11 protein-coding genes are annotated in these 12,942 nt (G+C 55.9%); 8 read left to right on the top strand and 3 right to left on the bottom strand.

Going from position 1 to position 12,942, the window contains the following annotated elements:
- The first annotated feature begins 40 nt into the window (after nt 1–40).
- The 4 genes from ACR3EP_RS04945 to ACR3EP_RS04960 all read left to right on the top strand — a co-directional run bounded on the left by ACR3EP_RS04945 (nt 41) and on the right by ACR3EP_RS04960 (nt 4,516).
- Nucleotides 41–2,071 carry a tripartite tricarboxylate transporter permease gene (locus tag ACR3EP_RS04945; protein WP_480636607.1) on the top strand — a complete coding sequence of 677 codons (2,031 nt, stop codon included), beginning with the start codon at nt 41–43 and terminating at the stop codon, nt 2,069–2,071.
- A 91-nt stretch (nt 2,072–2,162) separates the two neighbouring features.
- Nucleotides 2,163–3,251, top strand: coding sequence for a 4-oxalomesaconate tautomerase (locus tag ACR3EP_RS04950; protein WP_170375284.1), 1,089 nt, complete (start codon nt 2,163–2,165; stop codon nt 3,249–3,251).
- 51 nt (nt 3,252–3,302) lie between these two features.
- Nucleotides 3,303–3,539: a hypothetical protein gene (locus ACR3EP_RS04955; RefSeq protein WP_480636608.1), complete on the top strand. Its 237-nt coding sequence runs from the start codon at nt 3,303–3,305 to the stop codon at nt 3,537–3,539.
- Entirely contained in the window at nt 3,536–4,516 is a 981-nt protein-coding gene (locus ACR3EP_RS04960; protein WP_480636610.1) for a D-2-hydroxyacid dehydrogenase family protein, read from the top strand. Before ACR3EP_RS04955 ends, ACR3EP_RS04960 begins: the two co-directional genes overlap by 4 nt.
- Here ACR3EP_RS04960 and ACR3EP_RS04965 read toward each other — a convergent pair.
- Nucleotides 4,485–5,402 carry an AbrB family transcriptional regulator gene (locus tag ACR3EP_RS04965; RefSeq protein WP_480636611.1) on the bottom strand — a complete coding sequence of 306 codons (918 nt, stop codon included), beginning with the start codon at nt 5,400–5,402 and terminating at the stop codon, nt 4,485–4,487. The two genes, ACR3EP_RS04960 and ACR3EP_RS04965, sit on opposite strands and share 32 nt — an antisense overlap.
- 225 nt (nt 5,403–5,627) lie before the next feature.
- Here ACR3EP_RS04965 and ACR3EP_RS04970 point away from each other — a divergent pair, with 225 nt between their 5' ends.
- From ACR3EP_RS04970 to ACR3EP_RS04985, 4 genes are all read left to right on the top strand, one after another.
- Complete coding sequence (locus tag ACR3EP_RS04970) at nt 5,628–6,308, top strand: GntR family transcriptional regulator (RefSeq protein ID WP_170548838.1); 681 nt, start codon at nt 5,628–5,630, stop codon at nt 6,306–6,308.
- Nucleotides 6,309–6,319: 11 nt separating this feature from the next.
- Nucleotides 6,320–7,714, top strand: a complete 1,395-nt coding sequence (tcuA, locus tag ACR3EP_RS04975; RefSeq protein WP_170548841.1) for an FAD-dependent tricarballylate dehydrogenase TcuA — start codon at nt 6,320–6,322, stop codon at nt 7,712–7,714.
- A complete protein-coding gene (tcuB, locus tag ACR3EP_RS04980; protein ID WP_170549781.1) occupies nt 7,704–8,783 on the top strand; it encodes a tricarballylate utilization 4Fe-4S protein TcuB in 1,080 nt (359 codons plus the stop codon). The genes tcuA and tcuB overlap by 11 nt, the downstream gene beginning before the upstream one ends.
- A 160-nt stretch (nt 8,784–8,943) precedes the next feature.
- Nucleotides 8,944–9,186 carry a hypothetical protein gene (locus ACR3EP_RS04985; RefSeq protein WP_480636613.1) on the top strand — a complete coding sequence of 81 codons (243 nt, stop codon included), beginning with the start codon at nt 8,944–8,946 and terminating at the stop codon, nt 9,184–9,186.
- A gap of 46 nt (nt 9,187–9,232) precedes the next feature.
- Here ACR3EP_RS04985 and ACR3EP_RS04990 read toward each other — a convergent pair whose 3' ends face one another.
- Entirely contained in the window at nt 9,233–11,302 is a 2,070-nt protein-coding gene (locus tag ACR3EP_RS04990) for an oxidoreductase (protein WP_480636615.1), read from the bottom strand.
- A 59-nt stretch (nt 11,303–11,361) separates the two neighbouring features.
- Nucleotides 11,362–12,714: an aminotransferase class III-fold pyridoxal phosphate-dependent enzyme gene (locus ACR3EP_RS04995; RefSeq protein WP_480636617.1), complete on the bottom strand. Its 1,353-nt coding sequence runs from the start codon at nt 12,712–12,714 to the stop codon at nt 11,362–11,364.
- Between the last annotated feature and the right edge of the window lie 228 nt (nt 12,715–12,942).

Below are 12,942 nucleotides of genomic sequence, written 5' to 3' on the forward strand. Positions count from 1 at the left end.
GCTTTTCCATACACAATACAATTTATGAAAGGCGGCCGCTATGGAGGTTTTCGCCACCGCTCTTCCTGCGCTTGGAGAGGCGTGGGGTCTGATCCTGCAACCCATCGTTCTGGGATACCTAATATTGGGTGTTGTCATGGGGCTGGCCGTAGGGGTTTTTCCTGGCCTCGGTGGAATAGCCGGTCTTTCCCTGTTGCTGCCATTCATGTTCGGTATGGACCCGATCCTGGGTCTAGCGCTGATGATCGGGATGGTCGCAGTTGTGCCCACTTCGGACACGTTCGCATCTGTCTTGATGGGTATTCCCGGCAGCTCTGCTTCGCAGGCCACGGTGCTGGACGGGTTCCCCATGGCAAAAAAGGGCGAGGCCGCTCGGGCATTGTCAGCGGCCTTTTCGTCTTCGCTGTTTGGCGGGCTCGTTGGCGCGACCTTCCTGACCATGTTCATTCTGATCGCGCGACCAATCGTGCTGGCCTTTGGCCTGCCCGAGATGCTGATGATCACTATTCTCGGCCTATCGATGGTGGCTATTCTGGCAGGGCGCATTCCGCTGAAAGGTATCGCCGCTGCGGGTTTGGGCCTGATGGTCGGAACTATTGGTGAGGCTGACGCAGGCGGTTCACTGCGTATGGCAACCTATGACATTCCTTATCTGACGGACGGTCTGAAACTGGTCATCGTGGGCCTGGGCATTTTTGCCGTCCCCGAAATTGTTTCTTTGCTGCGGCAGGATCGATCTATCGCCAAGGGGGCCTCGCTGGGGGCTGGATGGCTGGATGGTGTAAAGGATTGGGCTGCGAATATCTGGCTGTCGGTCCGGTGTTCGATCATCGGTGTGGTTGTCGGTGTCATCCCCGGCCTCGGAGGTTCGGTCGTCGACTGGATCGCCTATGGCCACTCGGTGCAAACCACCAAGGACAAGAGCAACTTTGGCAAGGGAGAAGTGCGCGGGGTCATTGGCCCGGAAAGCTCGAACAACGCAAAAGAGGGTGGTGGGCTTGTTCCTACTCTGCTGTTTGGTATTCCCGGTTCGGGATCGATGGCGATTTTCATCGGTGCAGTTGCATTGTTGGGGTCTGGCGACATTGAGGTTGGCCCGAGCATGCTCAAGGACAATCTCAACATTACCTATTCCATCGTCTGGCTGTTGGCGTTGGCCAACGTCGTTGGAACCATTCTGTGTATCGCCGCTTCGGGCGGTATCGCCAAACTGACAACCATCCGCTTCACCTATCTGGCGCCGTTCCTGTTCATGCTGATCAGCTTTGCAGCCTTTCAATCTGGTCAGAATTTCGAAGATCTTCTGGCCTTGTTTGTCATCGGTCTGATTGGCATCTTCCTGCGCCGTTTCGACTGGTCGCGCCCGGCTTTCCTGATCGGTTTTGTCCTGTCAAACCCGGTTGAGAAGTTCACCAATCAGGCGTTCCAGATCGCCTCTTTCCGGTTCCGCAAAAGCTTTGGTGAGGGGATGGAGTACGTGTTCAGCCCAATCGTCATCGTGCTGATCGTGGTTACGGTTGTTTCGATCATTCTAGGTATTCGACAAGCCAAGATGATCATGGCCGAGGGTGATGTTCAAGCAGGCACCAAACGTGCGCCGCTGATCTTCCTGCTGGTGATCATGGCCTATCTGATCGTCGCTTTGGTGAACGCCAATATGATCCCCGACTACAACATGACCGACAAGATCATCCCGCTGGTGATCGGCAGCGTGTCTTTGTTCTGTTGTGTCATTTTGTTGGTCCAGATGATGAGGCGGCCCGAGGGTGATCCAATCTTTGCAGACAAAGAGATCGCCGGCGAGGACGCGAGCGCGCCTCACGGCCTCTGGTCTACCTTGGCATGGTTCGCCAGTTTGATCGCGGCCACTTGGGTTGTGGGTTTCATCCTCGCCTTGCTTGGATTCCTGATCGCCTTCTTTCGCATTCGTTCCGGGGCGGACTGGCGGTTAACTCTGATCCTGACCGCCTGCGGCATTGGCTTCATGTGCTTCATGGCAGGTGCTCTGAACCGGGATTTCCCGCCGGGTCTACTGCAAGACATGGTCAGCTTGCCATGGCCACTGAAGTAAGCGGTCCAATGATGCCCGACCTGATGAACAGCACGCAGCACGGGGCTGAATTCACAAAAAATCTCACACGGTTTGTAAAGGACGGTTCGCTATGACCCAGACAGCAATCCCGTATATTTTCATGCGTGGCGGCACTTCGCGGGGGCCTTATTTCCGCCGCTCTGATCTGCCTGAAGATCGGGACAGGTTGGCCGACGTTCTGGTCGCGGCCCTTGGGGCAGGGCAATCAATCAACATCGACGGGATCGGTGGCGGTACAGCGGTGACCACAAAGGTTGCAATGCTGTCGGTCAGCGACGATGACTGGGCCGATATCGACTATTTCTTCGCGCAGGTTTCGGTTGAAGAGAAGTTGGTCGATTTCAAACCCACCTGCGGCAACATCCTGTCCGGCGTCGCTCCGGCTGCGATCGAAATGGGTTTGTTCCAGCCACAAGGTGATGTGACGGAGGTTCGCATTCGCGCAGTCAACACGGGTGCCCGTGTTGTAGCCAAAGTGCAGACGCCGGGGGGAGAGCTGGTTTATGAAGGCGATGCAGAAATCGCCGGGGTACCCGGGCAATCAGCGCCGGTACAACTTAGTTTCATGGGAGTTGTAGGATCAGCCACCGGTGCGTTCCTGCCCACCGGACACCTGCGCGATACAGTGCAGGGGATCGAGCTGACCTGTATGGATGTCGCCATGCCGATGGCCATCGCGCGGGCCTCAGATTTCGGCCTGACAGGGTATGAAAGCGCTGATGAGTTGGATGCCAACCGCGGTTTCTTTGACCGGATGGAGGCGGTTCGGATCGAAGCCGGAAAATTGATGGGCATGGGGGACGTGTCAAAATCAGTGACACCCAAATTCGGCCTTGTCGCGCCCGCCAAGAAAGGTGGAACCCTAGCAATTCGGTATTTCATGCCGTGGAAGACTCATCCGACCATGGCCGTTACCGGCGCACAATGTATGGCGTCTTGCGCTTTGACACCCGGAACAGTCGCCGACAGTTTGTTGGATCGACCCGAGGCAAGCCCGGCTGATGTTGTGCTGGAACATGCATCAGGCAACATCGACGTGTTAGTGGACTTTTCAAATGGCCAGGAGTTCAAAGTCAACTCAGCAGGTCTGGTGCGGACCGCACGGAAGTTGGCGGATGGACATGTCTATGTGCCGGAATCTGTATGGAACGGGAGTTGAAATAGGGATCATAATTTGGTATACTTCGGTATACAATTTTAGGATGCCGCGATGGATGACTATTCTGAATGCCTTCATATTGCGCGTCAGGAACTCAGGTTGGCGCAGGCGGCCCTAAGACGGGACATGGCGGAATACCCAACACCGATCGCCGGATGCGATGAGCAGTTCAACCATTTACTTGATCAAAGCGAACGCGTTCGAAATGCGCTTGCCGCACTCGACGCGCAGCATTTTGTGCCGACACCAAGAAAGCTGACAACAGGGCAGGGTATAGAAAGCCGATGAAGGTTCACATTCTGGATGATTGGTTTGATACGCTGCAGGGTCTGCCCTGTTTTGGGAAGCTTTCTAAACATGACGTGAAGGTCTGGACCGATCATGTCGAAGACACCGACGAACTGGCCGCGCGCTTGCATCAGGCTCAGGCGCTGGTGCTGTTTCGCGAACGCACCAAAATCAGTCGCGCCTTGATTGAAAAACTGCCCAACCTGAAACTTATCAGCCAGCGCAGCGTGTACCCCCATGTCGATGTGCAGGCATGCTCGGACCACGGCGTACTGCTGTGTTCGAACATGCATGGCGGGACGCCCTCATATGCCGCTGCCGAACTCACCTGGGCGCTGATCATGGCCGGAATGCGCGATTTACCTGCACAGATAGCCTCGGCCAAGGCGGGGCATTGGCAGGCCGGAGTAGGCAAAACACTTAGGGGGCGGCATCTGGGCCTTTATGGCTATGGCCGTATTGCCCGTGCCGTCGCTGGTTATGCCGAGGCGTTCGGTATGAACGTCGTCTGGTGGTCTTCGGACGAAGGCCGGGCACGGGCACAAGCAGATGGAGTACAGGTCGCGCCCGACCGCGACGCGTTCTTTGCCAACAGTGACGTCGTCTCGATCCATGTGCGCCTGAAACCAGACACGCATGGGATAGTCACGGCGTCAGATTTCGCGCAGATGCAAGAAGACGCGCTGTTTGTGAATACATCCCGTGCAGGGCTAATTGTTCCCGGTGCGTTGCTTGACGCGTTAAACGCGGGTCGTCCTGGCAAGGCCGCAATTGATGTCTTTGATACAGAGCCCCTTACAGATCCGAATGATCCGTTGCTGTCGCATCCCAACCTGATCGCAACCCCGCATATCGGTTTCGTCACCGAAGATGAGTTCGACCTGCAATTTGCCGACATCTTCGATCAGGTTAACGCCTATGCCGAGAACGCTCCGATTCACATGATCAATCCCGAGATTTGGACCAACGCAAGATAAGATTGGCCGCGATGGGCGCGCCGATGATGACCAGAACAATCCGCGTCAGGTGGTGGGTGATCACAAAGCCAAGATCTGCCCCCGAAACGATGGCTAGAACCGTCATTTCAGCCTGTCCGCCGGGTGCGAAAGCAAGAAATGCCTCGACCGGCTGACCGAAGCCCAGTGTAGTGACGACAGCAGTAAAGGCAGCCGCAAGTATGGCTAGCACGACGACATAGGCAAAGCCTGCTGCCACAACCCTGCGCAATTCAACCCATGTGACGCCAACAAATTTCACACCGATCCCGCAGCCGATAAAGAACTGCGCCGCAAGGATGGCCTCGCGCGGCGGGCGGGTATGAATGACGTCCCCCAGAGACAGCGCCGCAGTCAGTATCATTGGTCCCAGTATGGACGCGCCGAACAGGCCGATCCGTTCGCCGCCTTTCCAGCCAACAAAGGCCGCCAGAACCATAAGCGCCAGTTCACGCAAGGGCAGATCGCGGGCGGGCTCTCCGATTGGGTTGGTGAGTTGTGCGTCGTAAAACACGGTTAAAAACAAAGGGGCCAGCGTCACGATGATCAGCACACGCGTACCATGGATCAGGGATAGGGTGCGCGGGTTTGCCCCGGCCTCGGAACCGAAGATGATCATGTCCTGCAATCCACCGGGCATAGCCGCGTAGAAAGCGGTTGTGGTGTCAAAGCCCCAGACTTTTCGAAAGAATGGCACCCCAACCAGCGCGATCAAAAGGATGAAGAACGGGATCAGCGCGATCGATGCTGCCATCTTTGGCAATTCAACAAACAGGGCCGGTGTAATAGACGCCCCAACCGCCACACCCAATATTGTGCGAGCCGCGACTGAGACCTGACCGAAACCCGCCATGGGGGCATGAGCCAAGGCAGCAATCAGACAAGCGCTCATTGGGCCGAATAGAAAGGGCAACGGCAAGCTCAATGCCCAGAATACTCCCGTTCCCAATACTGCAAGGCCGAGTGTTACGGCCCGTCTTAACAACAGAGAAGATGTCTTTAACTGGTCGGACAAGGGAAGAATTCCGGCGTTGTTGACTCACAATGTATCCATTTGTATACATCAGGACACATAATGACAAGAGAGCCCGCAATGACAATTCAGGACGACCCTTTCCAGCCCGGTCCGCAAGGAAATTCCGCGTATAAGCGTTTGCTGGAAGAAATTCGCGAAGGCTCGCTTTTGCCCGGCGAACGCCTGCGCGAGGTCGAGTTGTCCGAACGATTAGGCGTCAGCCGTACCCCCGTGCGTGAGGCGATCCGGCAGCTTGAGGCCGATGGCCTTGTCACCCATGTTCCCCGGCAGGGCGCAACCGTTCGAAGTCTTGATTACGCCGAGATCATGGAGCTCTATGAAATGCGCGCGGTGTTGGAAGGTACCGCAGCCCGGCTGGCAGCACGCGCGGCGTCAGAAGTCGAAGTGGATGAGTTGGACGTGCTGACAGACCGGCTGGCCGAAGCGGGCACCGGTACAGATACGGCACGGATTAACAGAGTTTTTCACGCCACTTTGCTTGACGCGGCCAAGAACCGGTTTTTGACGAAATCCATGCTGTCGCTTCAAAAGGCGCTGCTGATCCTTGGGCCATCGCAACTGTTGGATGGTGACAGGGCTGAGGCGGCAGTGGCCGAACATCGGCGCATCATGATCGCGTTGAAAGCCCGTGATGGTGCTGCGGCCGAGACGGAAATGCGTGCGCATATTCAGGCCGCGCAACGGATGCGGATACGTGCGTTGCAGGAGCGCGACCGCACAATCGACGAAAGCCAGTAGGTAGTCAGGACATGGTCCCCAAAAGTGAAGCTTACGATATCGCTGTGATTGGCGGCGGCAATGCTGCCCTCTGTGCCGCGATGACCGCTGCCGAGGCAGGCGCCCGAGTTCTGATCCTTGAAACGGCGCCAAAACCGTATCGCGGAGGAAACTCTCGCCACACGCGTAATTTTCGCTGCATGCACAGATCTCCTCTTGGTCCACTTATAGAAGAATACAGCGAAGACGAATATCTCTCGGATTTGATGAAAGTCACCGGCGGAAAGACCGATGAGCATCTGGCCCGGCTGGCAATCCGTTCTTCAGAAGAGTGCCTAACGTGGATGCAGGAACATGGGGTTCGCTTTCAGCCATCATTGTCAGGAACGCTGTCTTTGGCACGGACCAACGCATTCTTCATGGGGGGTGGCAAGTCGTTGGTGAATGCCTATTACCGCACGGCGGCTGGTCTGGGCGTTGATGTGCTTTATGAGGCTGCGGTTACGCATCTGGAACTGAGCGGTGACCAAATCGAGTGGGTCGATTACACCTTTGAAGGCCAGTCGCATCGCATCACACCCAAAGCAGTGATTGTCGCCTCGGGCGGGTTTCAGGCCGATACCGATTGGCTTACGCGTGCCTGGGGTGAGCCAGCAAAGAACTTTTTGATCCGGGGAACGCCCTATAACCGGGGTGTGGTGTTGGCAGACCTTCTGGATCAAGGCGTCGAGAGCGTTGGAGATCCGACTCAATGTCACGCCGTTGCCATCGACGGACGCGCGGCGAAATTCGATGGCGGGATTGTCACTCGTCTTGATTGCGTTCCGTTTTCCATCGTTGTGAACAAAGATGCCGAACGGTTTTATGACGAGGGTGAGGACGTCTGGCCAAAGCGCTATGCGATCTGGGGACGACTTGTGGCAGCCCAACCGGATCAGGTGGGCTATGTGATTATCGATGCCAAATCGCTGAATTTGTTTATGCCGTCAGTGTTCCCGCCGTATAAGGCGGATACGTTGGAAGAATTGGCCGGGATGATGGACCTGCCAGCCGACAAGCTGACCCGGACTGTCAGCAAATTTAACGCAGCTTGTGGTGACACAACTGGCTTTCACCCAACTGAATTGGACGGTGTTACAACCTCTGGCCTGACACCGCCCAAGACCAACTGGGCCCGCCCGATCACCGAGCCACCGTTCTATGGTTATTCGCTACGCACCGGCGTGACCTTCACCTATTTGGGGTTCAAGGTAGACGATACCGCTCAGTGTTCGACCCCTGACGGAAAGATCAAAAACCTTTGGGCCGCCGGAGAAACCATGGCCGGGTCGATCCTTGGACAGGGTTATCTGGCGGGCTTTGGCATGACCATAGGCACCGTTTTTGGACGCATCGCAGGACGTGAGGCCGCCGCTTATGCAAACTGAACTGATTCATGAGGCCCGTCGTCAGGCCGAAATTTGCAACGCCTGCCGGTATTGCGAAGGCTATTGCTCGGTTTTTCCGTCTTTGCATGCTGAACGCGCGTTTTCCGACGGGGATATCACGCAGCTGGCTAACCTGTGCCACAACTGCCGGGGTTGCTATTACGCTTGTCAGTACACAGCTCCGCATGAGTTCGACCTGAACCTCCCCAAAGCTTTGGCCGAGGTGCGGCGGAACAGCTGGGAATGCTTCGCCTGGCCGCAACCTCTGGCGCGTTGGTTCCACACCCATGGTGGCACCATAGCCCTGGCGCTTGTAATTGGATTTGCCATGCTGTTCTTGGCCATTCGCGCCATTGGATCGAGCGGAGGCGAGGGGTTCTATGCTGTCTTGTCGCATAATGCGATGGTCGCGATCTTTGCACCTGCCTTCCTGCTGCCGCTCTTTAGTTTAGCCATAAGCCTAAGGCGCTATTGGGTCGAAGTCGGCGGCAAACCTGTTCAAATTGCGGACGTGACAGCTTCTTTCAAGCGCGCAGGAAAGATGCAGGATCTTGCTGCTGGGCACGCAGAGGGCTGCAATTTTGAGGACGAAGACCGCTTCAGCCAAGCGCGGCGACACCTTCACCAAGCTATAATGTACGGCTTCCTGTTGTGCTTTGCGTCAACTTCAATCGCAACAGTGATGCACTACGGCTTTGGCATGCATGCGCCCTATGGGTTCTGGTCATTGCCTAAACTGTTTGGGATTTCCGGTGGTGTTTTGCTGACAGTGGGGTGTGGCGCTATGGTGTATCTCAAACAAAAATCCGACCGCGATCTCGGTGACCCTATGGCATGGGGAGGGGATATCGCCTTTACCCTTTTGCTTGGATTTGTTGGGTTGAGTGGACTTGGTCTTTACGCCCTCGGTTCAACAGCCATGATGCCAGCGCTGCTTGCCATCCATCTTGGATCGGTCCTGACGTTCTTTGTTTTGATGCCGTATACCAAGATGGCGCACGGTTTCTATCGGCTTGCAGCTCTTATCAGGGATGCGCAAAGGAAAAGAGATTTGATGTCAGCCGGTTAAAAACCAGTCTCTGCCGGGCGCAGGGAGGGCCGTTTCGCATCATTGGTCCGAAAGTATCGTAGCCAAGGGACATAATGCCGGAGAGACAGGAATTCGAACCCTGGGTGGGCTTGCACTCACAACAGTTTGCTATTCCGATTTCGACATCAAACGGAAGTCCTTGGATCAATACAACAAGGGCGTTGTGACGGCAAAAATAGTCAAGCACGGCGCTGAGGGCAGTCATTCGCGGCCATTGCATACGGCTATCAATTTTAAAGAAAAAGCGGGCAAACAAGCTATTACGAGTTTGAGAAAAACAGCGAGTAATTTGCCACTGACCGGTGAAGGCGAACATTGGGGCGCACAGAATACGGTTGTATCCGTTGAAGCATCGCAGATGGCAGTTGGCGTTCAAATGTGACGGGCGGTGGAGTGAGCACTTTGCCGCCCGTTACGCGGTCACGACCTCAGTCCACCGCAAGCTCTGTGATTTCGCGGCGGAATGGCAAGTCGTCACCAATATCTTTACCGTCAAGCTCACGCGCATAGCGGTGGCCGGCATAGGTTGCCCAGGCGATTGGGCCCGGTGCGTTGGCATCCCCAATCAACTTGACCGACTTGATACCTGCGTCCGCCCATTCGACCTCGCGGGCAATCAGGTCATTGAAAACGGTGTTGTTTTCAAGACGTGACGCCACCACCACAACCGCATCCGCCTCGATCTTCCAGGTTCGGTCGGTGTAGACGCAGTTCGAGACCACGTGATCCGGGTGGATTTCAGTGACACCCTGGTTGAGGACGATTTCGACACCTGCATCCACCAGCCGCGGGTGGATTGCGATTTGTTCGAGCGTGTTGTTCGTCCAGTCACTGACATAAGCCGACGGAGTGATCAGTGTCACCTGCGCACCGTTTTTGGCCAGAAGTTCGGCAAGAACGCCGCCCATGTAATAGTGGTCATCGTCATACACCACCACGCGGCCCGATGGGATTGTGCCATCCATCAGATCGTCTGGTGTATAGACCTTGGCGCCTTCGGCAATCGGCATTGGCACGACGTGCTGACGCGAGACCCCGTCGTTGCGCCATGTAGATCCCGTGGCGATGCAGACATTTTGAAAACCGAACTCCAGAATGCTCTCGGCACCCAACTCGCTTTCGCGATAGATTTCCACGTTCGGACGTTGGCTAAGTTGATAGTCGCGATAGTCCACGACACGGCCCCAGGCCGACAGCCCCGGAAGCAGACGTTCGCGGGCCACGCGACCGCCGATCACATCACGCGCCTCGGCCACGGCGACGTCATACCCCCGGCGACAAAGAGCCCAAGCAGCCTCAAGCCCGGCGGGGCCAGACCCAAGGACAAGCACGTTCGAGCTATCACCCTTGTCGTTCATCTTCTCCGGGTGCCAGCCTTTGCGCCATTCTTCCATGAAGGTCGGGTTTTGGGTGCAGCGGCTGATTGACATGGTCATATCGCCAGTGATGCAGATGTTACACCCGATACACTCTCGGATGTCCTCGATCCGGCCCTCTTCGATCTTTTTCGGCAGAAACGGGTCAGCGATAGACGGTCGGGCGCAGCCGATGAAATCCAGTGTGCCAGACTTGATCATCTTGGCCATAACATCGGGCGAAGTGAACCGACCGACCCCAACGATCGGTTTTTCGGTCAATTCATGAATGCCACGCACCAGTTGTTCCTGGGCAGCCTCTTCTTTGAACCGCGAAGGGCCGGAGCAATCCTCCCAAGTACCCTGCGCAAGATCCCAGAGGTCGGGCAGGTCTTTGTTCATTTCGATGTAGTCACGCACCTCGGCATTCGAGAAGCCCAGATCGCCAATGGTCTCGTCCAACGACACCCGAAGCGTGATCGCCATCGTATCGCCCACGGCGTCGCGCATATCGGTGATAACCTCCTGGCTGAATCGGGCGCGGTTTTCCAGTGAGCCACCATATTCGTCGCTGCGCTGGTTGGTTGCCCTGCTGAGGAAGTGTTGGAAGATACCAAACCCATGCGCGCCATACAGGCAGATCAGGTCGAAACCTGCTTCTTTCGAGCGTTTTGCGGCATTCACGAACCACCGGCGCAAATCCTTGATGTCCTGCTTGTCCAAGGCGCGCGCCTGCACCGGATCATTGGTAAAGGTCCGGATCGGCATGGCAGAAGGGGCCAATGGCACTTCTTTGGTATAAAGGTTGGGACCGTTGATGCCCGAATAGGCAAGCTGAATGCCAGCCAGGGCACCATGGGTTTTCATGCGCTCGGACATCTTGCGCAATTGGGGGATGTCTTTGTCTTCCCAAAGGCGCAGCTCGATAAATGGGGTGATTTCAGACGTATGGTGCATTTCGCATTGTTCGGTGAAGATCACGCCCCAGCCACCCTCAGCCTTGATGCCTCGCATCGCAGCCGCCGCCGATGGGTCGCGATATCCACCACCGTTGCAGTGAGGCACCTGATAGAACCGGTTCTTGGCTGTTAGGGGACCGATTTTTGTCGGTTCAAACAGGATGTCATAGCGTGGATCGCGCATAGCTGGCTCCTTATGGATGGCTAAGATGATGACGGGGCCGTGCCGCCCCAAATGCGGGATTACAGACCAGCGGCGACTTCGGTGATGGCGTCGCGCAGGATGGCTTCGATACGGTCAATCATCGGCTCGTCCATGATCAGCGTCGGAGACAAGATGAGAACGTTGCCGAGCTGACGAGCAATCAGACCGCGTTTCTGACAAGCGCGTGCGACTTTCAGACCAACTTGCGCCTCTGCCGGATGGCCTTCCTTTGTGTCGCGATCCTTGACGAATTCGACCCCCATCATGAAATGGCTGCCACGCACTTCGCCGACCATTTCGATATCGGTCAGGCCGCGCAGGTTGTTTTCAAACTGCTTCCCGGTTGTCTGCACACGCTTAGGAATTTCTTCACGCTCCATAATTGCGATATTGGTCAGACCCGCTGCCGCAGCTGCTGGATGGCCCGAATAGGTCATGCCGTGCAGGAACATTCCGTCGGGGCCTGAGATGACCTCGTGAATATCGTCGGAAACGATCGTAGCAGACAGCGGCTGATAGCCTGAGGTCAGACCTTTGGCCGTGGTGATGACGTCGGGCACCATGTCAAACACGTCTTCTGATGCAAAGAAATGCCCAAGGCGACCAAAGGCGGTAACGACCTCATCAGCAACGTATTTGATGTCGTTGGCTTGACAGACCTGCCACGCGCGCTTGTGGTAACCAGCTGGCGCGGTCACGACACCACCCGCGCCCTGGATCGGTTCGGCGATGAAAGCACAGATGTTCTCGGCACCAATACGCTTAATTCTTTGCGTCAGATCGTCGATCAGCGCGTCGAGGAACTCGGCCTCGGTCATATCACCGCCTTCGCGCCAGTAATGGGGCGAGCGCAGATGATGCACCAATTCACTGGCCGCGTGCCAGCCTTCGGAATAACCGGGCGTGGTCATCGCCATCGCCAGATGGGTCGAGCCGTGATAGGCCCCGTGTCTTGATAGAACCAGTTTCTTTTCCGGCTTCCCTTTGCGGATATTGTAGTGATGCAGCATCCGAATGGCACTGTCATTGGCGACGGAACCGGAATTGCCAAAATACACGGCGTTCAAATGACCCGGTGCAAGTTGCGCAATCTTATCAGCCAGAGCTGCCGCTGCCGGGTGCGTGAAATTGTAAAAGGTCGAATAATAGTCCAGCGTTTTCAGTTGATTAGAAATAGCCTCAATCATTTCATCATTGCCGTGACCGATATTGACACACCACAACCCGCCGATGCCATCGATCAGTTCATTGCCATCGCTGTCGTAAACATATGCGCCCTTTGCGCGCGAGATCACGGTGCGCGCGCCTTGTTGCTTAAGTGCGTTTAGATCAGCGAAGGACTGAATCAGGTGTTCGTCCTGTGCAAGAATGTCGAGTGTATCTTTGGCCATGATCAACCCCTTTGTTTTCGCGATGCAATTCCGCTGATCCGGTGAGGCTTGTTAGGAACCACCAACGTGCTGGCGATTGCATACCACCTACATTTATATCAAAGGTTACTTAGGCTCATTTGAGGGGTATATACCCCCAGGGGGGTATTCGAAATGTCAACTGTTGAAGCACCAGACGCTCTATCAGCCGCTATAATGGCAATCGGATCAGAGGGGTTCGGCGATGCG

The organism is Ruegeria sp. BB10, from assembly GCF_056535725.1.

Coding starts and splice junctions, on each gene's coding strand:
- ACR3EP_RS04945 (WP_480636607.1), top strand. CDS start 41: ATGGAGGTTTTCGCCACCGCTCTTCCTGCGCTTGGAGAGGCGTGGGGT.
- ACR3EP_RS04950 (WP_170375284.1), top strand. CDS start 2,163: ATGACCCAGACAGCAATCCCGTATATTTTCATGCGTGGCGGCACTTCG.
- ACR3EP_RS04955 (WP_480636608.1), top strand. CDS start 3,303: ATGGATGACTATTCTGAATGCCTTCATATTGCGCGTCAGGAACTCAGG.
- ACR3EP_RS04960 (WP_480636610.1), top strand. CDS start 3,536: ATGAAGGTTCACATTCTGGATGATTGGTTTGATACGCTGCAGGGTCTG.
- ACR3EP_RS04970 (WP_170548838.1), top strand. CDS start 5,628: ATGACAATTCAGGACGACCCTTTCCAGCCCGGTCCGCAAGGAAATTCC.
- tcuA (WP_170548841.1), top strand. CDS start 6,320: ATGGTCCCCAAAAGTGAAGCTTACGATATCGCTGTGATTGGCGGCGGC.
- tcuB (WP_170549781.1), top strand. CDS start 7,704: ATGCAAACTGAACTGATTCATGAGGCCCGTCGTCAGGCCGAAATTTGC.
- ACR3EP_RS04990 (WP_480636615.1), bottom strand. CDS start 11,302: ATGCGCGATCCACGCTATGACATCCTGTTTGAACCGACAAAAATCGGT.
- ACR3EP_RS04995 (WP_480636617.1), bottom strand. CDS start 12,714: ATGGCCAAAGATACACTCGACATTCTTGCACAGGACGAACACCTGATT.